21 protein-coding genes are annotated in these 26,750 nt (G+C 61.9%); 6 read left to right on the top strand and 15 right to left on the bottom strand.

The annotated features are described in order from the left end of the window. Window positions 1-18 precede the first annotated feature (18 nt). Complete coding sequence (locus PLD_RS02415) at window positions 19-315, top strand: helix-turn-helix domain-containing protein (RefSeq protein ID WP_159889463.1); 297 nt, start codon at window positions 19-21, stop codon at window positions 313-315. A 3-nt stretch (window positions 316-318) separates the two neighbouring features. On the opposite strand, the gene PLD_RS02410 is transcribed toward PLD_RS02415, so the two are convergent. Continuing rightward, entirely contained in the window at window positions 319-771 is a 453-nt protein-coding gene (locus tag PLD_RS02410) for a GNAT family N-acetyltransferase (RefSeq protein WP_159889461.1), read from the bottom strand. 265 nt (window positions 772-1,036) lie between these two features. On the opposite strand from PLD_RS02410, the gene PLD_RS02405 reads away from it, so the two are divergent. After that, complete coding sequence (locus PLD_RS02405; RefSeq protein ID WP_159889459.1) at window positions 1,037-1,774, top strand: ABC transporter substrate-binding protein; 738 nt, start codon at window positions 1,037-1,039, stop codon at window positions 1,772-1,774. A 70-nt stretch (window positions 1,775-1,844) separates the two neighbouring features. Here PLD_RS02405 and yccS read toward each other — a convergent pair whose 3' ends face one another. From yccS to betI, 9 genes are all read right to left on the bottom strand, one after another. After that, window positions 1,845-4,019, bottom strand: coding sequence for a YccS family putative transporter (gene yccS, locus PLD_RS02400; protein ID WP_159889457.1), 2,175 nt, complete (start codon window positions 4,017-4,019; stop codon window positions 1,845-1,847). Window positions 4,020-4,227: 208 nt separating this feature from the next. Beyond that, complete coding sequence (locus tag PLD_RS02395) at window positions 4,228-5,406, bottom strand: NAD(P)/FAD-dependent oxidoreductase (protein ID WP_159889455.1); 1,179 nt, start codon at window positions 5,404-5,406, stop codon at window positions 4,228-4,230. A gap of 43 nt (window positions 5,407-5,449) precedes the next feature. Beyond that, window positions 5,450-6,787: an ATP-dependent RNA helicase DbpA gene (dbpA, locus tag PLD_RS02390; RefSeq protein ID WP_256674528.1), complete on the bottom strand. Its 1,338-nt coding sequence runs from the start codon at window positions 6,785-6,787 to the stop codon at window positions 5,450-5,452. 243 nt (window positions 6,788-7,030) lie between these two features. Continuing rightward, window positions 7,031-8,461, bottom strand: a complete 1,431-nt coding sequence (gene mdtD, locus PLD_RS02385; protein ID WP_159889451.1) for a multidrug transporter subunit MdtD — start codon at window positions 8,459-8,461, stop codon at window positions 7,031-7,033. 194 nt (window positions 8,462-8,655) lie between these two features. Further along, window positions 8,656-9,993, bottom strand: a complete 1,338-nt coding sequence (locus tag PLD_RS02380; protein WP_159889449.1) for a TldD/PmbA family protein — start codon at window positions 9,991-9,993, stop codon at window positions 8,656-8,658. After that, window positions 9,993-11,435, bottom strand: coding sequence for a TldD/PmbA family protein (locus tag PLD_RS02375; RefSeq protein WP_159889447.1), 1,443 nt, complete (start codon window positions 11,433-11,435; stop codon window positions 9,993-9,995). The genes PLD_RS02380 and PLD_RS02375 overlap by 1 nt, the downstream gene beginning before the upstream one ends. Before the next feature lie 241 nt (window positions 11,436-11,676). Next, on the bottom strand, window positions 11,677-13,380 hold the full coding sequence (betA, locus tag PLD_RS02370; RefSeq protein WP_159889445.1) for a choline dehydrogenase: 1,704 nt from the start codon (window positions 13,378-13,380) through the stop codon (window positions 11,677-11,679). Between the two features lie 173 nt (window positions 13,381-13,553). Further along, on the bottom strand, window positions 13,554-15,026 hold the full coding sequence (betB, locus tag PLD_RS02365; protein WP_159889443.1) for a betaine-aldehyde dehydrogenase: 1,473 nt from the start codon (window positions 15,024-15,026) through the stop codon (window positions 13,554-13,556). 108 nt (window positions 15,027-15,134) lie between these two features. Next, window positions 15,135-15,728 carry a transcriptional regulator BetI gene (gene betI, locus PLD_RS02360; protein ID WP_159889441.1) on the bottom strand — a complete coding sequence of 198 codons (594 nt, stop codon included), beginning with the start codon at window positions 15,726-15,728 and terminating at the stop codon, window positions 15,135-15,137. Between the two features lie 486 nt (window positions 15,729-16,214). On the opposite strand from betI, the gene PLD_RS02355 reads away from it, so the two are divergent. Continuing rightward, window positions 16,215-18,167, top strand: coding sequence for a BCCT family transporter (locus PLD_RS02355; RefSeq protein WP_256674527.1), 1,953 nt, complete (start codon window positions 16,215-16,217; stop codon window positions 18,165-18,167). A gap of 195 nt (window positions 18,168-18,362) precedes the next feature. Here PLD_RS02355 and choV read toward each other — a convergent pair whose 3' ends face one another. The 3 genes from choV to PLD_RS02340 all read right to left on the bottom strand — a co-directional run bounded on the left by choV (window position 18,363) and on the right by PLD_RS02340 (window position 21,397). Further along, a complete protein-coding gene (gene choV, locus PLD_RS02350) occupies window positions 18,363-19,541 on the bottom strand; it encodes a choline ABC transporter ATP-binding protein (RefSeq protein WP_159889437.1) in 1,179 nt (392 codons plus the stop codon). Beyond that, a complete protein-coding gene (choW, locus tag PLD_RS02345) occupies window positions 19,538-20,383 on the bottom strand; it encodes a choline ABC transporter permease subunit (RefSeq protein ID WP_159889435.1) in 846 nt (281 codons plus the stop codon). The genes choV and choW overlap by 4 nt, the downstream gene beginning before the upstream one ends. Before the next feature lie 66 nt (window positions 20,384-20,449). After that, a complete protein-coding gene (locus tag PLD_RS02340) occupies window positions 20,450-21,397 on the bottom strand; it encodes a choline ABC transporter substrate-binding protein (protein ID WP_159889433.1) in 948 nt (315 codons plus the stop codon). A gap of 426 nt (window positions 21,398-21,823) precedes the next feature. On the opposite strand from PLD_RS02340, the gene PLD_RS02335 reads away from it, so the two are divergent. Then, the gene (locus PLD_RS02335; RefSeq protein WP_159889431.1) at window positions 21,824-23,200 is read left to right on the top strand and encodes an L-serine ammonia-lyase; all 1,377 of its coding nucleotides are present in this window, start codon (window positions 21,824-21,826) and stop codon (window positions 23,198-23,200) included. A 417-nt stretch (window positions 23,201-23,617) separates the two neighbouring features. Then, window positions 23,618-24,721 (top strand): GlxA family transcriptional regulator, encoded by a 1,104-nt coding sequence (locus PLD_RS02330; RefSeq protein WP_159889429.1) that lies wholly within the window; start codon window positions 23,618-23,620, stop codon window positions 24,719-24,721. On the opposite strand, the gene aac(6') is transcribed toward PLD_RS02330, so the two are convergent. Continuing rightward, window positions 24,722-25,123, bottom strand: coding sequence for an aminoglycoside 6'-N-acetyltransferase (gene aac(6'), locus PLD_RS02325; protein ID WP_256674524.1), 402 nt, complete (start codon window positions 25,121-25,123; stop codon window positions 24,722-24,724). Between the two features lie 111 nt (window positions 25,124-25,234). Then, window positions 25,235-25,498 (bottom strand): hypothetical protein, encoded by a 264-nt coding sequence (locus PLD_RS02320; RefSeq protein WP_159889427.1) that lies wholly within the window; start codon window positions 25,496-25,498, stop codon window positions 25,235-25,237. Window positions 25,499-25,769: 271 nt separating this feature from the next. Here PLD_RS02320 and PLD_RS02315 point away from each other — a divergent pair, with 271 nt between their 5' ends. After that, the gene (locus PLD_RS02315; RefSeq protein WP_159889425.1) at window positions 25,770-25,904 is read left to right on the top strand and encodes a PAAR domain-containing protein; all 135 of its coding nucleotides are present in this window, start codon (window positions 25,770-25,772) and stop codon (window positions 25,902-25,904) included. Window positions 25,905-26,750 lie beyond the last annotated feature (846 nt).

Here is a 26,750-nt window from a genome sequence, read left to right as displayed (position 1 = left end):
AGCGACAAGGAACGGGCGATGGATGTGAGTAAAACCAAGAGCAGTTTCTACCGCCGCTTGTACGTGGCGTATCTGATCGACACGGGCCTGGCCAGCAGCGTGCCGGCCTTGACCGAGGTTACTGGCATGCCCCGGCGCACCGCCCAGGACACCATCGCCGCCCTGGCGGACCTGGACATTCTCTGTGAGTTCGAACAACAAGACGGCGCCCGCAATCACGCCGGTTGTTACCGGATTCGCAATTGGGGCGCGATCGACAAGGTGTGGATCAAGTCCAACCTGCCGCAGATAAAGACGGTGCTGGGGTATCCCTGAAATTCAGACCCGGCGCATGCCGATGTGGGGGATACCGTCTTCCAGGTAGGGCTCGCCGGCCACATTGAAACCGTAGTGTGCGTAGTAAGTCTGCAAATGAGCCTGGGCCGAGAGGTAGATCGGCGTGTCGGGCCAGTACCGCTGCGCCTGTTTCAGGCCCTGTTCCATTAGCTCGTGCCCCAGCCTGTTGCCCCGGCTGCTTTCGGCGATCACCACGCGACCGATCACCACGTCGCCGCCTTGGGAGACTGGGTCCAGCAGGCGCAGATAGGCCACCAAGCGGTCACCGTCCCAGCCCATCAGGTGGCAGGTGTCGCCTTCCAGGTCACGGCCGTCCACTTCCTGGTAGGGGCATTTTTGTTCCACCACAAATACTTCAGTGCGCAGTTGCAAGATGGCATACAGCTGCTCCTTGCCGAGATCGGTGTGATGCTTGCAGACCCATTCGATGGTCATTTTCATATCCTGTGAAAAGTGCTGCGCGAAATAGTAAGCACATCGGCGCGAGATGTCTTGTCGTGACTTAGCGGCAAATTGTTTCTGTGAGTTTGGTCAAAATGCCACTATTGTTTTCACAGACTTTTGTCTTCGTTGTGTAATGTGCTTTGAAGTCCTGTGTATTGGCGTCGATGAGCTAATGTTAAAAACGGGGCCCGACCTGCTGCCTGTTGCAAGTGGGCGGGAACGCGCTGGGCACTGTGCCCGCTAAGGATCTTTTAGCATGCTGCGATTGCATCGAGCTTTGGCTTTGATCGGATTGCTGTTGCTGGGCCAAGGCGTTTATGGGGAAAAGCTGCGACTGGTCGCTGATGCCTGGCCGCCGTTTACCGATGCGACTTTGGTCAATGGCGGTGTGGCCACCGATATCGTCAGCACGGCGCTGGCCCGCGCGGGTTATTCCAGTGAGTTCGAACAGGTGCCTTGGGCCCGGGCGCTGCTGGGGATCGGTGAGGGGCGCTACGACGTGCTGGTCAACGCCTGGTACAACGAAGAACGCACCCGCCTGGGGCAATTCTCTTCGGAGTACATGCTCAACCGGCTGCGCTTCATCAAGCGCAAAGATGTCCCGCTGGAATACAAAGACCTCAAGCAACTGCACGCATACCCGATTGCCGTGGTGCGTGGTTATGCCTATTCGCCGAAATTCGACAATGACCCAGAGATGCAAAAAGTGCTGGTGCACAATTTCGCCATGGCGGTGCGCATGCTCGCGGCGGATCGGGTCAAGCTGACCCTGGAAGACGAGTACGTTGCCCGTTACTACTTGGCGCGCGAATCACCGAGGGTACGCAATGCCCTGGAATTTTTGCCCAAGCCCTTGAGCGAAAACAGCCTGCATATCCTGGTGAGCCTGAAGAACCCCGAGCACGCGCAGATCATTGCCAAGTTCGACCGGGAAATCGCCGCGATGAAGGCAGACGGCAGCTACGACCGCCTGCTGCGCCAGCACGGCATGTAAGGGAAGCAGCGGTAAGCTGCGAGCGCCAAGCTAGAGCCGTTCGCGCCGTTCTTGTCGCTTGTCGCTGCTCTTAAGCTGCCTTGATCAGGTGCGCCGCCAGGGTTCGCAACGGACCCAGTTGTCGGCAGATCAACGCCAGTTGGGTCTGCACTAGGCGCTGGCCTTCGTCGATTTCATCCGGCATCTGCTCCAGCTCATTGGCCAGCGCTTCCTCGGCATCGCTCTGGATGGCGATCGGGGTCTTGTTGGCCAGCCCCTGGGCGATTTCATCGATGCTCGCCGCCAGGCTGACGCCCGCGCCATTGATCAGATGCTCGCGTACCTCGCCCGGCAGTTGGGTCTCTCGGTGTGCACCCAGGCCGGAAAGGTAGCTGAGCAAGGTGTGAGACAGCACCAGGAAACGGAAGCCCACGTCGGCCTCCTTACGGAAGTGCCCCGGCTCCATGAGCATGTTGGCCAGGGTGGTGGACAGCGCCGCGTCGGCGTTGTGGGCATTGCGCCGGGCCAGGCGGTAGGCCAGGTCGTCGCGCTTGCCGGCGGCGTACTGTTGCATGATCTGGCGCAGGTAGATGCTGTTGCAGGTCAGGGTGTTGGCCAGCACCTTGTTCAGGCGCCGTCCCTGCCAGTCCGGCAGGAACAGGAACACCGCCAATCCTGCGATCAGGCTGCCCAGCAGGGTATCGAACAGCCGCGGTAGGAATAGCCCGTAGCCGTCGCCCACCTGGTTGAAGCAGAACAGCACCATCAGGGTGATGGCGGCGGTGGCCAAGGTGTAGCGGGTGGTGCGGTTGGTGAAGAACACCACTCCGGCGGCGATGGCGAACAGCGATTGCACCAAGGGGCTGGGGAACAGGTCGAACAGCGCCCAGGCGATGGTCAGGCCGATGGCGGTGCCGACGATCCTTTGGCCCAGCTTGCGCCGGGTGGCGCCGTAGTTGGGCTGGCAGACGAACAGCGTGGTGAGGATGATCCAGTAGCCCTGGGACGGGTGGATCAAATGCACCATGCCGTAGCCGATGCTCAGCGCCAGGGGCAGGCGCAGGGCATGGCGGAACAGCAGCGAAGTGGGTGTCAGTTGGGTGCGCAGGCGGGTCCAGACATCCTTGAGGTTGCGCGGCGAGCGGTCCAGCAGGCTGCTGTCGGTGGCATCGGCCAGGGCGTCGGGGTTGCTGGCGTCGCTGAGCAGGCGGTCGAGGGTGCCGAGGTTGGCGGCCAGGGCCCGCAGCGAACGCAGCAGCCCGCGCCAGGCCGGGTTGCTCTGGATGCGCAAGTGTTCCAGGGAGGCGTGCAGGTCGCTCAGAGCTTGGGCGAAGCTGGCGTCATAGACGAAGGGCTGGCGCAGTTGGATGGATTCGGCCAGGGCGCGGCAGGCCTTGCCCTGCTGGCGCAGCAGGCGCTGGCAGCGAAACAGCACGTCGCTGTGGAAGAAGGCGTCGGTCAGGGCGTTGTACGGGTAGTGCGACGAGCTGGCACGCTCGTGGATGTCCTGGGCCAGGAAGTACAGCTTCAGGTAGCGACTGACCTTCGACCCCGGCCGGCCATTGCCGACCCGGTGCAGGATGATCTCCTTGGCGGCGTTGAGGGCTGCCACCACCTTGCCATTTTGCTGGGCCAGCTCCAGGCGCCGGGCTTCAACATCCAACTGGCGGATCGGTTCGAACAGCGATGCCTTGAGCTTGAGGTAATAACCCAGTTCGCGGAACAGCCGGGCCAGGCTCTGCTGCACTGGCTGGTTGGAAAACAGCGCTTGCCACAACACCGACAGCGCGCCGTACCAGGCGGCGCCTGCCACCAGCAGCAGCGGCTCGTGCCAGAAATCGATCACCGCGCCGCCGCGCTGATCGACGCCGATCATGGTGTAGACCGAGAGAATCAGGGTCGCCGAGGCGATGGCGCCATAGCGTTCCCCCAAGGCCCCGAGCATGGTCAGGCCGAAGCTGGCCAAGGCCAGGGCGATGGCGAAGATCCAGGGGTAAGGGAACAGCAGCTCCACCGACAGCGCGGCGATGCTGAAGCACACCAGGGTGACCGCCAGGGCGTTGAGGCGACCTTGCCAGCTGTCGTCGGTTTCCGCCAGGGCACTGGCGATGACGCCGAGGAACAGCGGGATCAGCAGGGCCATTTCATCCTGGTACCAGCACAGCGCCATGCTGCCGGTCAGGGCGATGAACACCCGCACGCTGTAGCTGAATTTATCCAGCGCCCAGAGGCGGCGCAGAGACTGACGAAAAGAAGTCGATGACATGGAGTGAGACAGGCCTTCCGGGGCGATGCAGCTAAATTGAGCCAGTATTGACGACGGCGCAATGCCGCCGTCACATCGGCCGGCAAATTCTGTTGCCGTTGCCGTTGCCGCAGGCTGCGACAGGTCCGTAGGGCCTCAGCGGACATTGGATCGCCGCGCCCCTTCGGGTCGTGCGCAGCCTGCGGCAGCGGCAGGGACACGAAGCGGCTCAGACGTATTGCGCTGCCGCGTAGCCCGAGGCCCAGGCCCACTGGAAATTGAAGCCGCCCAGGTGGCCGGTGACGTCCAGCACTTCACCGATGAAATACAGCCCCGGGCTCTTCAGCGATTCCATGGTCTTGGACGACACCTCGCGGGTATCGACCCCGCCCAGGGTCACTTCGGCGGTGCGGTAGCCCTCGGTGCCCGCCGGCACCAACTGCCAACTGCCGAGTTTTTGCGCCACGTCCGCCAGCTCCACCGGGGTGTACTGCTTCATCGGTTTGGAGACGAACCAGTGATCGGCCAGCAAGCCGGCCATCTTCTTGGTGAAGATCTCCCCCAGCAGGGTTTTCAGCTCGCTGTTGGGGCGTTCGGCCTGTTGCTGTTGCAGCCAGTCCAGAGCGTCGAGGTCCGGTAGCAGATTGATTTCGACGCTGTCACCGGGCTGCCAATAGGACGAAATCTGCAGGATCGCCGGACCACTGAGGCCGCGGTGAGTGAAGAGGATGTTTTCACGAAAACTCTGCCCGTTGCAGCTCACCAGGCAGTCCACCGAAGTGCCCGACAGCTCGCCGCACAGCACCTTGAGCTGGTCGGTGATGGTGAATGGCACCAGGCCGGCACGGGTCGGCAGCAGTTCATGGCCGAACTGCCTGGCCACTTGATAACCGAAGCCGGTGGCGCCCAGGGTCGGGATTGACAGGCCGCCGGTGGCGATCACCAGGGATTGGCACTGCACCGCGCCCAGGGTGGTCTGCAGCAGGTAGCCGGCCTCCCGCTTCTCGATCTGCTGGATCGAGGTGTCCAGGCGCAACTCGACCCCAACCTGGTGGCACTCGTCGAGGAGCATGCCGAGGATGTCGCTGGACTTGTTATCGCAGAACAGCTGGCCGAGTTTCTTCTCGTGGTAGGGCACGCCATGCTTGGCCACCAGACCGATGAAGTCCCACTGGGTGTAGCGGGCCAGGGCCGACTTGCAGAAGTGCGGGTTCTGCGAGAGAAAATTGCCCGGTTCGGTGTACATGTTGGTGAAATTGCAGCGTCCGCCGCCGGACATCAGGATCTTCTTCCCGGCCTTGTTGGCGTGGTCCAGCAGCAGCACCTGGCGCCCGCGGCCGGCCGCGGTCAGGGCGCACATCAGGCCGGCGGCGCCAGCGCCGATGATCACGACTTGGGTAGAACGCAAAACGTTGTCCTCGTTAGGAGCGGCTACAGGTCAAGCAGTGGGGTTAGAGGATGCGCACGCGCAGCGAACGGCCCTTGATCTTGCCGTTGTTCAAACGCTGCAGCGCCTGCATGACCACGGTGCGATCAACCGCCACATACGACTGGAAGTCGAAGATCGCGATCTTGCCGACCTGGGCGCCCGGGATGCCGGCGTCGCCAGTCAGTGCACCGAGAATATCGCCCGGGCGCACTTTGTCCTTGCGCCCGCCAGCGATGCACAGCGTGCTCATCGGTGGCTGCAGCGGGGCGCCGCCCTGAGACTTGAGGTTGTCGACCTGATCCCAGTTCAGCGGGGCTTTCTGCAGTTGTTCGATGGCTTGCGCGCGATGGGCTTCGGACGGTGCGACGAGGCTGACCGCGATACCTTTTTCGCCAGCGCGACCGGTGCGGCCAACGCGGTGAATGTGGATTTCTGAATCGCGGGCCAGCTCGACGTTGATCACCATGTCCAGCGCATCGATGTCCAGGCCGCGGGCGGCCACGTCGGTGGCGACCAGTACCGAAGTACTGCGGTTGGCGAACATCGCCAGCACCTGATCGCGGTCACGCTGTTCCAGATCGCCGTGCAGGCCGACGGCGGAAATGCCTTTGGAGATCAGGTGATCGACGGTTTCCTGAACTTGCTGCTTGGTGAAGCAGAAAGCGACGCAGGAAGCCGGGCGGAAGTGGTGCAGGACTTTGGTCACAGCGCTCATGCGTTCGTCCGGGGAGATCTCGTAGAAACGCTGTTCGATCTGCGTGTCGTCGTGGAACGCTTCGGCTTTCACCGTCTGCGGATCACGCATGAACTTCGACGCCAGTTGCTTGATGCCCACCGGGTACGTAGCGGAGAACAGCAGGGTCTGTCGGCGCGACGGGGTCTGCTCGATGATGTCTTCGATGGCGTCGTAGAAGCCCATGTCGAGCATGCGGTCGGCTTCGTCGAGCACCAGGGTGTTGAGGCCGTCGAGCTTCAGCGAGCCCTTGCGCAGGTGCTGGGAGATGCGCCCCGGGGTGCCGACGATGATGTGCGCGCCGTGCTCCAGGGAGGCGATCTGCGGGCCGAAGGGCACGCCGCCGCACAGGGTCAGGACCTTGATGTTGTCTTCGGCGCGGGCCAGGCGCCGGACTTCCTTGGCCACCTGGTCGGCCAGCTCGCGGGTCGGGCAGATCACCAGCGCCTGGCAGCCGAAGTAGCGCGGGTTGATCGGGTTCAGCAGGCCGATGCCGAAGGCTGCGGTCTTGCCGCTGCCGGTCTTGGCCTGGGCGATCAGGTCCATGCCCTTGAGGATCACCGGCAAGCTTTGCGCCTGGATCGGCGTCATCTGGGCATAACCGAGGGAGTCGAGGTTAGCCAGCATGGCGGCGGACAGGGGCAAAGTATTAAAAGCGGTGGCGATGGTGGTCACGGGACTGGCCTGCAAAACAAAATGTCGCGCAGTGTATCAGTCCCGCTCCCACAACCTGCAAATTCTGGACGAGCAACCGCGCAGGGGCGGTTTTGGGTAGGCGCCGGCTGGCCAGCGAAGGCGGCCGCAAGGTTTGCACCGGGCTCGGCGGCCTCATCGCCGGCAAGCCGGTTCCTACGAAGGGAACTGTGCGGCTCAATGCTCGATGTGTTGCTCCTCGACCTTGCGCGCCCTTCGGCCATCGGTGGGCGACAGCTGGAGGAAGATCGCCGCCGCCAGCATCGCCATGATGCCCACGGTGAGAAAGGTCAGCTGGAAGGCACCAAGCACGGTGTTCACTCCGTCATTGCCTACTTGTGCAGTAAAACCGCCCAGCAGCGCGCCGGCGCAGGCCACCCCGAGGCTCAGGGACAGTTGCGCGACCACCGACAACAGGCTGTTGCCGCTGCTGGCGGCGGCATCGTCGAGGTCGATCAGAGTCACGGTGTTCATCGCGGTGAACTGCAGCGAGTTGATCGCCCCCAGCACCGCCAGCATGCCCAGCAGCAGCGGGTAGGGCGTGTGCTCAGTGACCAGCCCCATGCTCGCCAGCATCAGGCCCAGGGCCAGGGTGTTGCCGGTGAGCACGATGCGATAGCCCAGGCGTTCGATCAGCGGCCGGGCAATGGACTTGGCCAACATCGCTGCGGCCGCCAGGGGCAGCATGCTCATCCCCGCCTGGGAAGGAGAGTAACCCAAGGCCACCTGCAACAGCAGCGGCACCAGGAACGGCAGGGCGCCGCTGCCCAGGCGGGCGAACAGGTTGCCGAGGATGCCCACGGCAAAGGTCCGTACCTTGAACAGCGACGGGGCGAACAGCGGGTTGTCGATGTGCCCGGCCCGCAGCCAATAGGCCGCCAGGCAAGCCATTCCGCCAAACAGCAGCAACATCACCCGCAGGTGCGGCAGGTGCAGTTCGCCCAGGCCTTCCATGGCGATGGTGATCAGCACCATCGCCGCGCCGAACAACAAGAAGCCCAAGCCATCGAAGCGGGTGCGCTCACTGCCCCGCAGGTCGGGGATAAAGCGCCACACCGCGTAGCAGCCCATCGCGCCCACCGGCAGGTTGATCAGGAAAATCCAGTGCCAGGTCAGGTACTGCACCATCCAACCGCCCAGGGTCGGGCCCAATAGCGGACCCAGCAGCCCGGGAATGGTGATGAAACCCATGATCCGCACCAACTCCGAGCGCGGGTAGGCGCGCAGCACCACCAATCGACCCACCGGCAGCATCAGCGCGCCGCCCAGGCCCTGGATCACCCTGGCTCCGATCAGCATGCTCAGCGAGTGGGACAGGGCGCACAGCAATGAGCCGATGCTGAACAGCAAGATGGCGCCGAAGAAGATCTTCTTGGTGCCAAAACGGTCAGCGATCCAGCCCGAGGCTGGGATCAGCAGCGCCACGGTGAGCATGTAGGCGATGATCACCCCTTGCATGCGCAGCGGGTCTTCGGCTAGGTCCCTGGCCATGGCGGGCAGCGCCGTGTTGAGGATGGTACCGTCCAGCGATTGCATGAAGAAGGCGATGGCCACCACCCAGGGCAGCCAGCGGGTGGTGGTGGCGTCGAGAGGCGAGTGTTGTGGCATAAAACCTCTGTCGATCGGTCAAGGTGGGCAGTTGCCATGTGGCGAGGGCGCAAGCGCTGGCTCGAGCGAGCGGCGCCCAAAGGGCGGCGCTCGTCAACCTGGCGTCGTGCAATGGCGCACGCTTCCGGGTTGCCAGGGTTTGGGCCCGCTTCGCGGGCCAGCGGGAGCGGACTCCCTCGTCACATCGGTGGTGGTTACAAGGTCAGGGTCAAGCGGCTGACCAGCGCGCCGGGCAAATGCATCGAGGCGGTCTGGCGCTGGCCGTAGGTGCTGGCCGAGAGCAGCAGTTCCCGGTGCTGGGTCAGGGCCTCCAGTTGCGAGCCCAACAGGCTGTAGACGCTGTCGTCGAAGCGCATAGTGCTCACCGGGGCCTGGATCTCGCCGTTCTCCACCCAGAAGGTGGCGAAGCGGGTCATGCCCGTCAGCCGCGCCGCCGGCAGGTCCGAATAGTTCAGGTACCACAGGTTGCTGATGTACAGACCGGTGCCCAGCTGCTTGAGGATCTCCTGCTGGGACAACTGGCCCGCCGCCATGTTCAGCGCGCCGGGGTATTCGCCGCTGTCGGCGCCGTTGCTGCTCAGGCCGTACTCGGCGGCGCTGCGGGAGTTGATCAGTTGGGCATTGGCACTGCCCGCGGCGATCAGCGACAGGTCGCTGCGCGGGTAACCCTCATCGGAAAACGCTGGGCTCAGCGAGCCGCTGACTTGTTCGTCCAGGGCCACCAACGGGCTCAACGCGGCGTCGCCGGCATAAAGCTTTTGCAGCGGGCTGTGTTTGCTGGCAATCGACTGGGCGGAAAAACCGCCCCAGGCCAGCATGCCGATGATCTCTTCCAAGGCGGCCGGTGCCAGGTAGGCTCGGTACTGCCCGGGTGCCAGGGGGCGCAGTGGGCGACCGAGGTAATCCAGTTGTTGGCGAGTCTGCTCGAAGCGCTGCGCGAATTGCTCGCTGTCCCAGGTGTGTCCGGCGTAGCTGGCCTTTACCGCCTCGCCGTTGGCGTGGAACAGGCTGAAATCAAAGTTGAAGCTGTTGGCCTGATGCCAGCCGAACGCCCCGTCGGAGCTGGCGAAGCCGCGGCCGATAGGCCCGGCGGCATAGATGCCTACCAGGTCCAGGCCGGATGCGGCACGGCCGATTTCCTCCACCACTTGCTCGCTGTCGAGCAGCGGATGGTCCTGCACGTGGTGGGATTGCCAGCGGGTGTGGTTGAGCATCAGGTACGGGTCCGCCGGCAGCAGCGGCAGGGTTTCGCGCAGTTGTTGCAAGGCATCGGCCAGGCGTTGACGGTCCACCTCGGGGTCGTTGCTCAAGGTGATGCTGAGGTCGGCGTGGCGACCACCGTCGATCAACTTGAAGTGCAGGCTGGCCTGTTGCACTTGCCCGGCCTGACGCACCTTGGCGTGGTTGAAGCGAATGAACTCCGAAGACTCGGCGGCATAGCTCAGGGTGAACTGCTCCGATTCCTTGACCGCGTCCTGCAGCCACTGCACCAACGCCTTGAACGGCTCGGCCTGACTCATCGTCCTGGTCATCAGGCATCTCCTCCAAATACGTCAATCGTGCTGAATACGCAGGCCGGGGAAGCATGGCCGACGCGGATCACCTGGTTGGGTTCGCCCTTGCCGCAGTTAGGGGTGCCCAGGACTTGGAAGGTGCTGCGGTCGCCCACCGCGCTGAGGTTGCGCCAGAACTGCGCGGAAATGCCCCGGTAGTTGGGGTTCTTGACCACGCCCTTGAGTTCGCCGTTTTCGATCAGTTGGCCCCATTCGCAGCCGAACTGGAACTTGTTGCGCGCATCGTCGATGGACCAGGAGCGGTTGGTGGACATCAGGATGCCGTGTTCGATCTGGCCGATCAGGCGCTCCAGGGGCTGGTCGCCGGGCTCGACATTGAGGTTGGCCATGCGGTCGATGGGCGCGCGGTTCCAACTGCTGGCGCGGCTGTTGGCAACGCCGTCGAGGCCACTGCGGTATTGCGACAGGGCACTGCCCAGGGGACGTACCAGCAGCCCCTCGCGGATCAGGAACTGCTTGCTGGCGGCGCTGCCATCGTCGTCATGGCCGTAGCTGGCCAACTCCTCGGGAATCAGTGGGTCGAAGGTTACGTTGAGCAGGGAAGAACCGTATTGCAGGCGGCCGAAATCTTCCTGTTTGACGAAACTGGTGCCGGCGTAGTTGCGCTCGTCGCCGAGGATGCGGTCCAGCTCCAGAGGATGGCCGATGGACTCGTGGATCTGCAGCATCATCTGGTCCGGCATCAGCAGCAGGTCCCGAGGGCCTTGCGGGGTGTTCGGCGCCAGGAGCAACTGCAGCGCCTGATCGGCCACCCGTGGCGCCGCGCCCAGCAGGCCGCAACGGCTGATCACATCACCGGCGCCCTGCTGGCCGAAGTTTTCCCGGCCCAGGCTGCGGGTCTGACTGTCGCTACCGTCGTAGGCGGTGACATCCAGGCCCGGGTAGACAAACCGCTGAGCCTGGCGCAGCTCGGCGCCGGCGCTGTTGAGGTAGATCTGCTCGACCTGGGTCACGCCGATGCCCACTTGCCAGTTCACCAGGCGCTCGTCCTTGGGCACCGAGGCCGACTCGTCGCCCAGCAGCTGGTAGCAGTCGCTGAGGGATGGGAAGGGCTGGTCCAGATTCGGCGAAAGGTAGTCGCCACGGTGGCTGGACACCGGCTGCTCGCGCAGGTCCAGCAGGGCGTGGGCGGCGATCACCCGAGCCAGGTGTTCGGCGCGGTCGAGGGCGGCTTGCAGGCCGCCTTGCGAGAGGTCACTGGTGGCGGCGTAGGCTTCCACACCACGCACCCGTACGGTCAGCATCGCCCCTTCGTCGCGGCCCAGGCTCGGTGGTTCGGCAACGTTCTTGCGCACTGACAGGTATTGGTCCGACTCGCGCACGTAGCGCAGAGAAAAGAATTCGGCGCCCGTGCGCAAGGCAGCAAAGCGCTGCTTGAGCCGGGGGTGAAAGTCGAACATGGAGGACCTCCTTGTGAGACGCGATAGCGGGCGGGTCTTGTCGCCAGCAAACGGAACGCTGCCCGGCGGCTCCTACAGATATAGGCGTCGGTGGACTCCGGGGCGAAGGGGATGGGCAAGTTGCAGAACTGTAGCTGCTGCCGGAGGCTGCGATCAAGGAGGCAGTGCGGGCAATGCGGGGGCAGGAAATACGCGGTGAGGTGAAAAAGGCACCGACCCTTGCGGTCGGTGCCCGTGCGGCTTACTGCGCGGTCGGAGTGATATCGCGCATTGGCTTGCCACGCACCGGGGCGTCGCCCGCTACGTAGTAGGCAGCCTTGCTGCGGGGCAGCGGCTGACGGCCACGGATCTTGTCGGCAATTTTTTCGGCCATCATGATCGTCGGCGCGTTGAGGTTGCCGGTGGTGATGATCGGCATGATCGAGGCATCCACCACACGCAGGCCTTGCATGCCATGCACGCGACCCTGGCCGTCCACGACCGCCATCTCGTCGGTGCCCATCTTGCACGAGCAGGATGGGTGGAACGCGGTCTCGGCGTGTTCGCGGATGAACGTGTCCAGTTGCTCGTCAGTCTGCACCTCGATGCCCGGGCTGATCTCGCGGCCACGGAAGGCGTCCAGGGCTGGCTGCTGCATGATTTCCCGGGTCAGGCGGATGCCGTCGCGAAATTCCTGCCAGTCCTGCTCGGTGGCCATGTAGTTGAAGAGAATGCTCGGGTGCTGGCGCGGGTCCTTGGACTTGAGTTGCACGCGGCCGCGGCTCGGCGAGCGCATGGAACCCATGTGCGCCTGGAAACCGTGCTCTTTCACACCGTTGCTGCCGTTGTAGTTAATCGCCACCGGCAGGAAGTGGTACTGGATATTCGGCCATTCGAACTCTTCACGTGTACGGATGAAACCGCCAGCCTCGAACTGGTTGCTGGCGCCGATGCCGGTGCCGTTGAACAGCCACTCGGCGCCGATGGCCGGTTGGTTCCACCACAGCAGCGAGGGGTACAGCGACACCGGCTGGGTGCAAGCGTATTGCAGGTACAGCTCTAGGTGGTCCTGCAGGTTTTCACCCACGCCCGGCAGGTCGTGAACCACGGGGATGTCCAGGCTTTCCAGCAGGGCGCGCGGGCCGACGCCAGAGCGTTGCAGCAGTTGCGGCGAGGCGATGGCGCCGGAGCTGACAATCACTTCCTTGCGGGCACGGGCTTCCACGCGCTCTTCGGTGCTGCCTTGCAGGTAGCTCACGCCGATGGCGCGCTTGCCGTCAAACAGGATCTTGTCGGTCAGCGCATGGGTGACGATGGTCAGGGTCGAGCGCTGCTTGGCCACATCCAGGTAGCCGCGGGCGGTACTGGCGCGACGTCCTTTCGGGGTCACGGTACGGTCCATCGGGCCGAAGCCTTCCTGCTGGTAGCCGTTCAGGTCTTCGGTGCGCGGATAGCCGGCCTGCACGCCGGCTTCGACCATGGCGTGGAACAGCGGGTTGTTGCCGGCTTTGGGCGTGGTCACGCTGACCGGGCCATCGCCGCCGTGGTAGTCGTTGGGGCCGATGTCACGGGTTTCCGCCTTGCGGAAATACGGCAGGCAGTCCAGGTAGGTCCAGTCTTCCAGGCCTGGCAGCTTGGCCCAGCCGTCATAGTCCATGGCGTTACCACGGATGTAGCACATGCCGTTGATCAGCGAGGAGCCGCCCAGGCCCTTGCCGCGCCCGCACTCCATGCGCCGACCGTCCATGTGCGGCTCTGGATCGGTTTCGTAGGCCCAGTTGTAGCGACGGCCTTGCAGGGGGAACGCCAGGGCCGCTGGCATTTGGGTACGGAAGTCGAAACGGTAGTCCGGGCCGCCGGCTTCGAGCAGCAGGACGGTGACGCCTTCGTCTTCAGTCAGGCGGGTCGCCAGGGTGTTACCGGCGGAGCCGGCACCGATGATGATGTAGTCGAATTCTTGGGACATTGAATGCACCCTCTTTGAGGTTGGTCAGGTCGCACGATCAATAGGCCTGTAGCCGCTGCCGAAGGCTGCGATCGCCGCGCAGCGGACGTGCTTCGGCGATCGCAGGAAGGTCCTTCGGACCTTTTCGCAGCCCGCGGCAGCGGCTACAGGGGTTGTCGCTGAGGCTGGGTGTCTTAGAACACCGAGGCGTAGTCGCCCAGCTCGACCTGCACCGATTTGATGCGGGTGAAGTTGTTCAGCGAGCTGATGCCGTTCTCACGGCCCACGCCCGATTGCTTGTAGCCGCCAACCGGCATCTTGGCGTCGGATTCGCCCCAGGCGTTGATCCAGCAGATGCCGGCTTCGAGTTGATGAATCACGCGGTGGGCGCGGTTCAGGTCCTTGGTGACGATACCGGCGGCCAGACCGAAGTCGGTGTCGTTGGCGCGGCGGATCACCTCTTCTTCGGTTTCATAAGTCAGGATCGCCATCACTGGGCCGAAGATTTCTTCACGCACGATGGTCATGTCGTCGGTGCAGTCGGTGAACACGGTTGGCGCAACGAAGGCACCCTTGGCGAATTCGCCGTCGGTCAGACGCTCACCGCCGCACAGTACGCGGGCACCTTCTTCCTTGCCCTTGGCGATGTAGCCCAGCACGCTTTCCATGTGCTGGAAGCTGACCAGTGGACCGAAGTTGGTGTTTTCGTCTTCCGGGTTGCCGATGCGGATGCGCGCTACGCGCTCGGCGATCTTGGCTTCGAAAGCGGCTTTCAGGTGGCTTGGCACGAATACGCGAGTGCCGTTGGTGCAGACCTGACCGGAGCTGTAGAAGTTGGCCATCATCGCGGTGTCGGCGGCGCGATCCAGGTCGGCGTCGTCGAAGATGATCAGCGGCGACTTGCCGCCCAGTTCCATGGTCACGTCTTTGAGCGACGAGCTGGAAGCGCTGGCCATGACCTTCTTGCCGGTGTCGGTGCCGCCGGTGAAGGAGACTTTCTCGATGCGCGGGTGCTCGGTCAGCCAGGTGCCGACTTCACGGCCGCTGCCGGTCAGCACGTTGAACACGCCCGCCGGTACGCCCGCTTCGGTGTAGATCTCGGCCAGTTTCAGGGTGGTCAGCGAGGTCACTTCACTTGGCTTGAAGATCATCGCGTTACCGGCGGCCAGGGCGGGCGCGGATTTCCACAGGGCGATCTGGATCGGGTAGTTCCAGGCGCCGATGCCGGCGACCACGCCCAGGGGCTCGCGACGGGTGTAGACGAAGGAGGTGGTGCGCAGCGGGATCTGCTCGCCTTCGATGGCCGGTACCAGGCCTGCGTAGTACTCCAGCACGTCGGCGCCAGTGACGATGTCCACGTACTTGGTTTCGGAGAAGGCTTTACCGGTGTCCAGGGTTTCCAGAGCGGCCAGTTCGTCGTTGCGCTCGCGGAGGATTTCCACGGCGCGACGCAGAATGCGCGAACGCTCCATGGCGGTCATGGCGACCCAGATCTTCTGGCCCTTTTCGGCGCTGACCACGGCGCGTTCCACGTCATCAAAGGTCGCACGCTGCACTTGTGCGAGAACTTCACCGTTGGCCGGGTTGATGGCGTCGAAAGTGGCGTCGCTGCCGGCATCGGTGTAGCCGCCGTCGATGTAGAGTTTTTGCAGTTCGAAACGGGCCATAGTGTCCTCGCAAGTGCATTAAGTAGTGGGCTTGACCACCGGGCGTGTCGCTAAGTTCAGGACACGTTGATCAGTGGCGGTTCAGGGGCCGAGCGTCTCTTTTGTGCTCTAGCGCTCCTGCTTAGCCAGTTGGAAATCCATGTATTCATAAGCGATCTGCTGCGCTTGCTCGGTGTCGAAAGCGTCTCCCGACAGCGCACCGCGCAACCACAAACCGTCAATCAGGGCTGCCAGGCCACGGGCTGCGTTGCGTGCTTGATCCAGCGGCAGGACGCGACGGAACTGGCAACACAGGTTGGAGTACAGGCGGTGATCGTTGATCCGCTGCAACCTGTGCAATGACGGGTGGTGCATGCTGGTGGCCCAAAAGGCCAGCCAGGTTTTCATTGCCGGGCCATTGACCTGGCTGGCGTCGAAGTTGCCTTCGATGATCACCTGCAGATGGGCCCGCGGGCTGTCATCTGTCAGCGCCAGGCGGCGCGCGGTGACGTTCTCTATCAGGACATTCATCAGGTACCGCATGGTGGCGGCGATCAGGCCGTTCTTGTCCTGAAAGTAGTGACTGATGATGCCGTTCGAGACACCGGCCAAACGGGCGATCAGCGCAATGCTGGCGTCCCCCATTCCGACCTGATCGACCGCTTGCAGCGTGGCTTCGATCAATTGCTGGCGGCGTATGGGTTGCATACCGACCTTGGGCATCTGATAGCTCTCCTTAGGCCCGTCGACAGGCGAATGACGCCAGTCGACTTGCGGGCCAGTCTATTTTGTTTTGATTGAACGTTCAATCAACAAAGAATAAGATCTGCGACAAATCGTCGCTGCCTGAGGTTTTTTTCCTACTGGTAGACGGCGGGAAAGCGACCTCCGAAATAGCCCAAAACTTACATGCGGCATGGCGTGGACCGGCAAGAGAACGGACGTGTTGAAGGGGCAGGACGCGCTGGGGGCCAGGCGATGAACTGCAGGTTTGTCACCGACCTCGGATGCGGGTGCGCAACGCGGCTTTTGCGGTTTCGGGTTTTTTCGGGGTGTCTTTATATCACCCGACGATCGGCTGCCAACTAACCGATTGGTCGGGTGCGGTGTTGCCTTGTGTCCTTCTCTCGCACTGCCTGGAGCATCTGTGCAATGAGTTCTGCCTCTCTTATAAAGACCCCACCAGAGAAGGTGCGGGTCAACGGTTGGGTGTTCTACACCTCTACCGCGCTGATCCTGTTGTTGACCGCCATTCTGATCATCGCCCCGCAAGAGGCCGGCAGACTGCTCGGGATTGCTCAGGAGTGGTTGTCCCGCAGCTTCGGCTGGTACTACATGGTGGTGATCGCCGCTTACCTGGTGTTCGTGGTGGGCCTGGCGTTTTCCTCCTACGGCAAGCTCAAGCTGGGGACCAAGCAAGACACCCCGGACTTCAGCTACGGCGCCTGGGCTGGCATGTTGTTTTCCTCGGGTATCGGTATCTCGCTGCTGTACTTCGGCGCCTCCGAGCCTCTGGATCATTACTTCAACCCGCCCGAAGGCGTACCCGGCAGCAACCTGGCCGCACGCCAGGCGTTGCAACTGACCTTCCTGCACTGGGGCCTGCATGGCTGGGCGATCTACGCGCTGGTCGGGCTGGCGGTTGCGTACTTTGCCTATCGGCATAACCAGCCGCTGGCGCTGCGTTCGGCGTTGTATCCGCTGGCGGGCGAGCGCTGGGTCAAGGGCGCGGCCGGTCACGCGGTGGACGGCTTCGGCATGTTCGTGACCCTGCTGGGTCTGGTGACCAACCTGGGGATTGGTTCGATGCAGGTGTCTTCCGGTCTGGAGAACCTGTTCGGCATGGAGCACAGCAACACCAACCTGCTGATCGTGATCATCGTCATGAGCACGGTGGCCACCATTGCTGCGGTGTCTGGCGTGGAGAACGGCATCCGTCGTCTGTCCAACCTGAACATCGTGCTGTTCAGCGGCCTGCTGATCTTTGTCCTGCTGTTCGGCCCGACCCTGCACTTGCTCAACGGTTTCGTGCAGAACATCGGCGACTACCTCAACGGCGCGGTGCTGAAAACCTTCGACCTGTATGTGTATGAAGGCGACAGCGCCAAGTCCGATCGCTGGCTCGGCCTGTGGACCCTGTTCTACTGGGCCTGGTGGATTTCCTGGGCACCGTTCGTAGGCATGTTCATTGCGCGTATTTCTCGCGGTCGCACAGTGCGTGAGCTGGTGGCCGGCGTGCTGCTGATTCCCCTGGGTTTCACCCTGGCCTGGCTGTCGATCTTCGGCAACTCGGCTTTGGATCTGGTGGTCAACCAGGGCGCGGTGGAGCTGGGCAAGACGGCGCTGGAACAGCCGTCGATGGCGATCTATCAATTGCTTGAGCACTACCCGGCCTCGAAGATTGTCATCGGTGTATCGATCTTCGTCGGCTTCGTGCTGTTCCTGACCCCCGCCGACTCTGGTGCGGTGATGATGGCCAACCTGTCCTGCAAGGGTGGCAACGTCGACGAAGACGCCCCGCACTGGCTGCGGATCTTTTGGTCGGTGGTGATCACCCTGGTGACCATCGGTCTGTTGTTCGCCGGCAACTTCGAAGCCATGCAGACCATGGTGGTGCTGGCCGGCCTGCCGTTCTCGGTGGTGCTGATCTTCTTCATGTTCGGTTTGCACAAGGCCATGCGCCAGGACGTGCAGATTGAACAGGAACAGGCGCAACTGGCCGAGCGCGGTCGCCGGGGTTTCAGCGAGCGCCTGACCCAGCTGGACCTGCAACCGAGCCAGTCGGTGGTGCAGCGTTACATGGACAAGCACATCAGCCCGGCGCTGCAGGAAGCCGTCGCGCAACTGCGCACCCTGGGCCATGAAGTGCAGACCAACCTGGGCAAGTCCAAGAGTTTGCTGGGCCTGCGGGTGGAAATGGAGGAAGGCAATCCCTTCGTCTATGAAGTGAGCCTGGACGGCTACCTGGCGGCGCCGAGCGAATCGGCCCAGCCGGAAGGGGCGGACAGCGAAGTGCGCAGTCGTTTCTACCGCGCCGAGGTGTACCTGCACAACGGCAGTCAAGAATACGACTTGATGGGCTTTACCCAAGAGCAGATCACCCACGATGTGCTCGATCAGTTCGAAAGCCATCGGCATCTCCTTGGCCGTGTCTATAGCTGAGTGAGTTGACGGATCGCTCTCTGGTCGACGAGCGATGGCTTTCTTTTGCAGGTCCGGCTTGCGGGTAAGCGCGTCCTCAGGGGCGCGGTCGGGCTCTAGGGCCGTTGCGTCGTTATGCGCAACTTCCTGCACGATGGTGGGCTTTGGTTAAAACAAAACGCCGCGATTGCTCGCGGCGTTTTTGTGCCTGCCTGGTCAGCCCAGGTTCTTGCCGAGCAGGGCGTGATACAGCTCACTGTCGCCAAGAATCCCCACCACCTTCTGGTTGTCGTGGAGCACCAGTTTGTTGCCGGTCTGGTAGCGGATCTGCAAGGCGTCGCGCATGCCGATGTTGGAGTCCACCAGGGTCGGACGCCGGCCCAGTTCCTCCACCGCTTGCCCGGGCACCCAGTTCTGCAGGTCCAGCTGCGAGCCGTTGCAGCGCGCGCCCTTGATGGTGTTGCCTTCCGCCAGGTCAAGCCAGGAATCGCCGCCTGGGTCCAGGCACACCGAACCGTTGACCCGCTTGCAGTTGTCCAGGCTGCGCATCAGGCTGCGACCGCAGAGCACGTTCAGCGGGTTGGTGTGAGCGACGAAGGTGCGCACGTAATCGTCCGCCGGGTTGAGGACGATTTCTTCCGGGTTGCTGTACTGGATGATGCGGCCGTCTTTCATGATGGCGATGCGGCTGCCCAGTTTCAGGGCCTCGTCCAGGTCGTGGCTGACGAACACGATGGTCTTGCTCAGCTTGCGTTGCAGCTCCAGCAACTCGTCCTGCAAACCCTGGCGGATCAGCGGGTCGAGGGCCGAGAAGGGTTCGTCCATCAGCAGGATGTCGGCGTCCATGGCCAGGGCGCGGGCCAGGCCGACCCGCTGCTGCATGCCGCCGGACAACTCGTCGGGCTTCTTGTTGCGCCATTGGGCCAGGCCCACCAGCTCGAGCTTCTCGTCCACCAGCTTGCGCCGTTCCTTTTCCGGTCGACCCTGCATTTCCAGACCGAAGCTGATGTTCTCGCGCACGGTCAGCCAAGGCATCAGGGCGAACTTCTGGAACACCATGGCGATGCGTTTGGTGCGCATCATTTTCAGCTCGGCCGGGGTGCAGGAGGCGATGTCGATCTGCCGTCCTTCGTGCTCGACGAACAACTGGCCCCGGCTGACAGTGTTGAGGCCGTTGATGCAACGCAGGAGGCTGGATTTGCCGGAGCCGGAGAGGCCCATCAATACGCAGATCTCGCCCTTTTCGATATCCAGGCTGGCACTTTCCACGCCAACGATCTGTCCGGTTTTTTTCAGGATCTCGTTGCGGGTCATGCCCTCATCCAGCAGCTTGAGCGCCTCGCGTGGGTCCTTGGAGAAGATAACGTCGACGTTATCGAAGCGGATTATGCTCATGCGTCACCTCCTTTTTTAGCTTCGGGTTGTTTGCAGATGCGATCGAGCATGATGGCCAGCAACACGATCGCCAGGCCGGCCTCGAAGCCCAAGGCAATGTCGGCGGTGTTCAAGGCGTTGACCACCGGTTTGCCCAGGCCGTCGGCACCCACCAGGGCGGCGATCACCACCATCGACAGCGACAGCATGATGCATTGGGTGATGCCGGCAGCGATGCTGGGCATGGCGTGAGGCAGTTCAATGCGCGACAACAACTGACGGCGCGAGCAGCCAAAGGCCTTGCCGGCGTCCATCAACTCTTGTGGAACATCGCGAATGCCGAGGTAGGTCAGGCGGATCGGCGCCGCGATGGCGAACACCACGGTGGAAATCAGTCCGGGTACCACACCCAGGCCGAACAGGGTCAGGGTTGGGATCAGGTACACAAAGGTGGGAACGGTCTGCATCAGGTCGAGCACCGGACGCATCAATGTGAAGAACAGGGGCTTGTGCGCGGCAATGATCCCTAAGGGCACGCCGATGACCACGCAGACCAGGGTGGCGAACATCACCTGGGCCAGGGTTTCCATGGTTTCCTGCCAGTACCCCAGGTTGAGGATCAGCAGAAAGGACAGCACGACAAACACTGTCAGGCCCCATTTGCGCTGAATCAGGTGCGCCAGCAGGGCGATCAGGCCGATCAGGGCCAGGGGGTTGAACCAGGTCAGCGCGAACGTCACGCCGTGGATCATGGTTTCCAGGGTAATAGCGATCGCGTCGAAGGTGTCGGCACCGTGTTTCGTCAACCAGTCGACGAAAGCCGCGATGTACTCGCCCAGGGGTATTTTTTGATCAATGAGCATGGTAGTGAACGTCCGCATACAGGGAAGAAACAGCCCGGGCGGGGCAAGCCCGCCCGGCGTAAGCGATTACAACTCAAGCTTGGCTTTCACGGCTGCAAGTCCTGGTTTGCCGTCAATGGTGGTCACGCCTGCGAGCCAGGTATCGAGCACCTGCGGGTTCTTTTTCAGCCAGGCCTTGGCGGCCGCCTCAGGCTTCATTTTGTCGTCCAGCACATTGCCCATCAGGGTGCTTTCCATGTTCAGGGTGAACGACAGGTTCTTCAGCAACTGGCCCACGTTACTGCACTCGTTGGTGTAGCCCTTACGGGTGTTGGTGTAGATGGTCGCCTGGCCGAAGTTGGGGCCGAAGAAGTCGTCGCCGCCGGTCAGGTACTTCATCTTGAATCGGGTGTTCATTGGGTGCGGTTCCCAGCCCAGGAACACCACCGCGGTGTCGCGACGCTGGGCGCGCTCGACCTGTGACAGCATGCCCGCTTCACTGGATTCCACCACCTTGAAACCGGCGTCTTTGAGGCCGAAGGCGTTCTTGTCGATCATGCTCTGGATGGTGCGGTTGCCATCGTTGCCCGGCTCGATGCCGTAGATCTTGCCGGCCAGCTCTTTCTTGAACTTGGCGATGTCGGCAAAGTCTTTCAGACCCTTGTCATACAGCGACTCGGGTACGGCCAGGGTGTACTTGGCGTTTTCCAGGTTGGCGCGCACGGTTTCCACGGTGCCGGCATCACGGTAGGGCTTGATGTCGTTTTCCATGGTCGGCATCCAGTTACCGAGGAACACGTCCATGTTCTTGCCATCGGCCAGGGACTTGTAGGTCACCGGCACGGAAATCATCGTGGTCTTGGTTTTGTAACCCAGGGCTTCGAGCACGACGCTGGTCGTGGCGGTGGTGACGGTGATATCGGTCCAGCCGACATCGGAGAAGTTGACGGTGCTGCATTGTTCCGGCTCTGCGGCCTGTGCCAGAAGCGGCAGACTCAGCATGGCGGCTAGTAACAACGAGGGGGAACCTTTCATAAAGCGGGGACTCCTGGATTTTATGGCGGCGTTTGGACCGCGCTTATATGTGTGGCGGTTGGTGTGTCGGGAACAGCTCTACCACCGTGCCTTGCAATCGAGTCGAGACTGATCATGTACCAGTGAAAAACTGTCGCCTACCGGGTGCGTCGTATCCAGTACAGGGAGGGTCGCATCTAGTGTCGGTGAGGTCGCATACAGTGTTTTTCAAGCATTTACCCTGCATCTGCACCGCTAAAAACGCCCAGAACCCGAGGCTGTCGCCTGGCGGCGTTGGTGGGCATGAGTGGGTCGGTGTCAGACGCCGTGAGGCGTTGTAAAAGCCCGATGATGCGCACTTCTCGGCGGATTGCAGCTTGAGCGTAGCAGCTCCGTCAGTGGGTGTTTTGAGCGCCCGGACTGTGCTCATCGAGGAGTTACGCAGCAATGGCTATCAGTGTTTTCGACTTGTTTAAGATAGGTATCGGGCCTTCCAGTTCCCATACAGTTGGACCAATGCGTGCCGCGGCGTTGTTCGTCCAGGCATTAAAGGAACGACAGGTGTTGGAATCGGTGCAGCGTATCGAGGTTCAGCTTTTTGGTTCATTGTCCGCCACCGGCATCGGCCACGGCAGCGACAACGCGGTGATCATGGGCTTGATGGGGGAGTGGCCGGACGCGATCGATCCGTCGCTGATCGGCGGCCACATCCAGCAACTGCGCGCAACCGACACACTGTGGCTGGACGGACGCCTGCCGGTGCCTTTCATCTGGTCCCGGGACATGCAACTGGTGGACGAAAACCTGCCCTTTCACCCCAACGCCATGACCCTGATCGCCGAGGGCGAGGGTGGCCTGTTGCACCGCGACACTTACTATTCGGTAGGCGGTGGTTTTGTCGTCGACCAGGCTCAGGCCAACAGCGGTGTGGCGGACCTGGATCGCAGCGAACTGCCTTACGATTTTTCCAGCGCGGTGCAATTGCTCGGTTTGTGTCAGCAGCACAATCTGCGGGTCGCCGAACTGATGATGGCCAACGAGAAGGTCTGGCGTTCAGAGGAGGAAATCCGCAGCGGCCTGATGACACTCTGGCGGGCCATGCAAGCGTGCGTGGAGCAGGGCCTCAAGCACGAAGGCATCCTGCCGGGCGGGCTCAATGTGCGCCGTCGCGCGGCCAAATTGCATCGCAGCCTGCAGGAGTTGAACAAGCCCAACGTGATCGGCTCGACCTTGAGCGCCATGGAATGGGTCAACCTGTTCGCCCTGGCGGTGAATGAAGAAAACGCCGCCGGTGGGCGCATGGTCACCGCCCCCACCAACGGCGCGGCGGGCATCATTCCGGCAGTGTTGCATTACTTCATGAAGTTCAGCGAAGACGTGACCGAAGCCAACGTCGTGGACTTTTTCCTCAGCGCGGCGGCGATCGGCATCCTGTGTAAAAAGAACGCTTCGATCTCGGGCGCTGAAGTCGGCTGCCAGGGGGAAGTCGGGTCAGCCTGTGCCATGGCGGCGGCCGGGCTATCGGAAATTCTCGGCGCGACGCCGGAACAGCTGTGTAACGCCGCGGAAATCGGCCTGGAACACAACCTGGGCCTGACCTGTGACCCGGTGGGCGGGCTGGTGCAAGTGCCGTGCATTGAGCGCAATGCGATCGCCGCGGTAAAGGCGATCAATGCCGCTCAGATGGCCTTGCGCGGCGACGGTCAGCACTTCATCTCCCTGGACCGGGTGATCCGCACCATGCGCGATACCGGCGCGGACATGCATGACAAATACAAAGAAACCTCGCGGGGCGGGTTGGCGGTGAGTGCGGTGGAGTGCTGAGGGACGCGTGAACGCGCGCAAATCGCTCACGGTCGAGGACTGACGCCACCTTTTAGCGCGTCGTGAATAGACAAGTCACCAGCCGAGTCGCGGACAGATGGCCGTCTGCGGCCGGTTGTGCGTTGAGTTACACCTGCCGCTCTCGGCGCGACGAACCGGCCGCATAAGTGCTACCTAACTGCTCAGTGCCCGGGTCCTGCTTCTGTCGGCCGGGTTATCCGGCATTTCTTATCCGCACAATGACAAGGGCTATATAGACGCTTCGGGATGTCGTTTTTAGAAGTTATTGAATACCCATTCAACTTTAGGCATGGCAATTGCTCTGTGAGTATCAAGCCCGCCTCTTTTGCGTTTCAGGGCACATAAAAAGAGCCTCCGCCTGAGGCCATCACCCGCTTTGTGTGAGGAGATATCGCGATGACGTCGTTCAACTCCGGGGCTCAACCCCAGAACCGTGCGCCTCAATCCATCGGCTTTCTGCTGCTGGACAATTTCACGCTGATTTCCCTGGCCTCCGCAGTCGAACCCCTGCGCATGGCCAACCAGCTGTCCGGTCGCGAGTTGTATCGCTGGACCACCCTCAGCGTCGATGGCGGTCAGGTCTGGGCCAGTGATGGCTTGCAAATCACCCCCGATGCCTCGGTACACAAAGCGCCCAGCCTCGACACCGTCATCGTCTGCGGCGGCGTCGGTATCCAGCGCTCCGTGACCCGCGAGCATGTGACCTGGTTGCAAAGTCAGGCCCGCCAGTCTCGTCGTCTCGGCGCGGTGTGCACCGGCAGTTGGGCCCTGGCGTGCGCCGGCCTGCTGGATGGTTTTGATTGCAGTGTGCACTGGGAATGCCTGGCGTCGATGCAGGAAGCTTTCCCGCGGGTGGCCATGAGCACGCGCCTGTTCACCCTCGACCGTAACCGCTTCACCAGCTCCGGCGGCACCGCGCCGCTGGACATGATGCTGCACCTGATCAGCCGTGATCACGGCCGCGAGCTGTCGGCGGCGATCTCGGAAATGTTCGTCTATGAGCGCATCCGCAACGAACAGGATCACCAGCGCGTGCCCCTCAAGCACATGCTCGGCACCAACCAGCCCAAGCTTCAGGAAATCGTCGCGTTGATGGAGGCCAACCTCGAAGAGCCGATCGACCTCGACGAACTGGCGGTGTACGTCGCCGTGTCCCGGCGCCAACTGGAGCGGTTGTTCCAGAAATACCTGCACTGTTCGCCATCGCGTTACTACCTCAAGCTGCGGCTGATCCGCGCGCGGCAACTGCTCAAGCAAACGCCGATGTCGATTATCGAGGTGGCTTCGGTCTGCGGTTTCGTTTCTACGCCGCACTTCTCCAAGTGCTACCGCGAATACTTCGGCATTCCACCGCGAGATGAGCGCGTTGGCTCCAACACCACCCAGCAAGTGGCGATGATGCCGTTGCCGCAAGCCATGGTCCTGGCGCCGCTGTCCGGCCCGATATCGGCCCTGAGCCAGGCGCGCAACGAGTCGACATTCGCCAGCGTGCGCCTGTAGTCACAGGCGTTTCTTGAAATACACCACGCGCTCGGTTTCCTCCAAACCCAGCGCGTTGTGCAGGGTCTGGCTGGGCAGATTGTCCAGGCTGGTATCCGAAGCCAGTTCCACGCAGCCTTGTTGGTGTCCCCATGTAGCCACCTGCTCGATCAGGCGCTGGGCGATGCCAAGGCGGCGGTACGCGGGCGCTACATAGCGGCCTTCGAGAAAGACCACCGGCGAGCTGTCGGTGCCGTTGACGTAGTCGCGGCGCAACGCCGCCTCGGCCAGTTCCGCCACCGCACCCTTTGGCCCATGGGCCAGCCAGCAGCCATAGCGCTGGGGCTGCGCCAACATGTGCCGGATTTCAGCTTGGTATTCTTGCGGCGAACAGTCGGGCCATAGGTCCTGGCGCAATGGCAATCAAGCGGATTGTTCGCTGAGGACGCCGGGTTGAATGCGGATCATGAGGAAATTGCCTGTGTCGGTCTGGGGAAAGCGGGCTCTAGCAACCGACTCAGGCATTGGGGACATTCACGCGCGCTTGTGTTGCAGGTATTCGGCCAGGGCCGGCAGCAACTGACGGTCGATGGCCTGGCGCACCGCCGGCAGAATGGTCGCATTGCCGGTGAGCATCTGCTCCACCATGCCCTTGAGCGCCTGGGCCCGCGCGTCGCTCAAACCCCTTACCGCACATTCGCAGGCCTGCTCGGCGCTGGCGCCTGCGGGCATTTCGAAACCCAGGGCCCGGAGTTGTCCCAGCAGGTCGTCCTGGTCAATCAAATCCGCATGCATCATGACTTTTATCCTTGTTCAGGGAGCGTGGTCGTCAGTCGATTCTGGTAGGGCGTCCGGGTGGCGGCAAGGGCAGATTGTCGTGATGGCCCGTTTACCTATGAACAGGTCGTTTTCGACTAACTCGATGCGATTGGCGCTGTCGTTGTGTAGCTACGGATCTGACTTGTATTTCAGATGTTTCTGCCTTATTTGACCCAGCTCCTGGCGGCATAAGAGATGGGGCAATGATTCAGGCCTAATCGCTGAACGCCATTCACAAGGAGCAATCATCATGTCAGGGAAGCCCGCCGCTCGTGTCTCCGATCCCACTGCCCGCCCGATTCCCGGGCATGGCGTGAACCCGATTGTCAGTGGATCGCCCGATGTCATTTTTGACGGATCGCCCGTTGCCCGTGAGGGGGACTAGACCGCGTGTGGATCTACTCAACAGCCATACAACGAGCAGTTTGAGCGGCTGGACGCTGAAGGCGAACCGGTTCCCGGGTTTAGCTACAAGATTGTGACGCCGGGAGGGAAGGTCTATCGGGATGTAACGGACTCCAATGGATTGACGCAACGTGTTTTTACCAACGCGAGCGAACTGCTTCGCATAGAACCGGATGATGTCGTTTAAGGAGTCGCTCATGAATCAGATTGTGCTGGCTAACAATCTGCATGCTACTACCAGGGAGCCGAACTCTGGACAGCGTGTTGGTGTGACCGCCACGTATGTGAGGCGAGCGGATGATGAAGGGGGGGAGGTGTAAGCCTGTGTTTTCTTATGGGTTTGATAAGGTGTTTTTATGTGAGTATACAAAGGCAGCCATTTTGAGAGTTGATGGTAGGTATACGCCTTTTAAGGTGCTTGACGGTAACGGGGGGCGGTAAAGACGTGGCGTTGAGTAACAGTAACGTTCCTTTATATATGTCTGATGTGGGGGCTGAACAAGCTGGGGCAACAGTCAGGGTGAAGTTCGCCAATTTACAAGAGGGCGTTGAGTCAGATATTCAATGTTTTTCACTCCGGCAGTAATGGGCCATAGCGCGTTTTGGCGATTTGAATGCGCGGGTTACGCTTAACAGCATCTGGGATGGGAGGTACACGCCAATACCTCCTGGCAGGCATCGAATCATGGCGCCAGACTATTCTCATGCGCACATTAGTACTGCGGGTTATAGAGGTACTCATCCTGGGCAAGTTAACTGTACAGATGTCTGGTTTTCCATTGTATTGGAAGGGACGGCCGTTAATAGCATTCGATATATACACATC

Source organism: Pseudomonas sp. LD120 (assembly GCF_009861525.1).
In the GTDB taxonomy this organism is placed as follows: Bacteria; Pseudomonadota; Gammaproteobacteria; order Pseudomonadales; family Pseudomonadaceae; genus Aquipseudomonas.
Note: the sequence above shows the minus strand (reverse complement) of the source record. Positions and strands in the feature narration are given on the sequence as shown.